We start from the raw sequence: 1,140 nt of genomic DNA, 5'->3' as shown, positions 1-1,140 counted from the left end.
GACGTCCCGCTCCTCCATGACGTTGAGCAGCGCCACCTGGATACGCTCGGCCAGGTCGGGCAGCTCGTTGAGCGCCACGATCCCGCGATTCGCGCGGGGCACGAGTCCGTAGTGGATGGTCTCCGGGTCGCCCAGACGGCGGCCCTCCGCCACGCGCATGGGGTCGACGTCGCCGATCATGTCGGCCACGGACGTGTCCGGGGTGGAGAGCTTCTCCACGTACCGCTCGGTGCGGTGGCGCCACTCGACGGGCAGCGCGTCGCCCTCGCGGGCGATCCGCTCGCGGGTCGGGTCGGTGATGGGGGCGAGCGGGTCCTCCCCCAGTTCGGAGCCGGCCACCACGGGAGACCACTCGTCGAGCAGCCCGACGAGGGTGCGCAGGAGTCGGGTCTTGCCCTGCCCTCGCTCACCGAGCAGCACGATGTCGTGCCCGGCGATGAGGGCGCGTTCGACCTGCGGGATCACGGTGGTGTCGAACCCGTGCATCCCGGGCCACGGGTCGCGCCCGGCGGCCAGGGCCGCGAGCAGGTTCCCGCGCAGCTCCTCGCGGAGGGTGCGGCTGGTGTAACCGGCGGCGCGCAGCTCGCCGAGGGTCCTGACGTCCGGCTTGTCGCTCACATCGCCCACCGTAACCCTGTAACGCGACTTCCGCTTCCGACCTACAGTGGCCGGTATGCGTTCCGTGCTGACCGTGATCCTCAACATCATCTGGCTGGCGACCGCGGGCGTGTGGTTGTTCCTGGGTTATGTGCTCGCCGGGATCCTGGCGTGCATCCTCATCATCACGATCCCGTTCGGGGTCGCGAGCTTCCGGATCGCCGCCTATGTCCTGTGGCCGTTCGGCCGCGAGGTCGTCGACCGAGGCCGGCCCGGTGGGGCGAGCACGGTCGGCAACGTCATCTGGTTCCTGGTTGCCGGACTGTGGCTGGCGATCGGCCACGTCGCCACGGCGCTCGCCCAGGCGGTGACGATCATCGGGCTGCCGCTGGCGTGGGCGAACCTCAAGCTCATCCCGGTGACGTGTTTCCCGTTCGGCAAGGAGATCGTGCGCTCCGACCGGGCGGCGATGGTGCCGGTCGCCTCTCGCTGACCACCCGCCCGGGCCTGCGGCGCCGTCCCCGGGCGGCGGCGGTCGCCGCG

General features: G+C 71.2%; 1 protein-coding gene and 1 pseudogene. One reads left to right on the top strand and one right to left on the bottom strand.

Translation table 11 applies throughout. The features are described from left to right. Window positions 1-618 (bottom strand): annotated as a pseudogene (locus G6030_RS14995) (magnesium chelatase); the annotation flags it as partial. A gap of 55 nt (window positions 619-673) precedes the next feature. On the opposite strand from G6030_RS14995, the gene G6030_RS14990 reads away from it, so the two are divergent. Beyond that, a complete protein-coding gene (locus tag G6030_RS14990; RefSeq protein ID WP_007631674.1) occupies window positions 674-1,090 on the top strand; it encodes a YccF domain-containing protein in 417 nt (138 codons plus the stop codon). Window positions 1,091-1,140: the final 50 nt, after the last annotated feature.

Source organism: Dietzia sp. E1, from assembly GCF_014145015.1.
In the GTDB taxonomy this organism is placed as follows: Bacteria; Actinomycetota; Actinomycetes; order Mycobacteriales; family Mycobacteriaceae; genus Dietzia; species Dietzia cinnamea_A.
This window is presented reverse-complemented; position numbering and strand designations above follow the sequence as displayed.

What these genes read in the sequence shown, in the direction of transcription:
- G6030_RS14990 (WP_007631674.1), top strand. Translation starts at nt 674, where the DNA reads ATGCGTTCCGTGCTGACCGTGATCCTCAACATCATCTGGCTGGCGACC.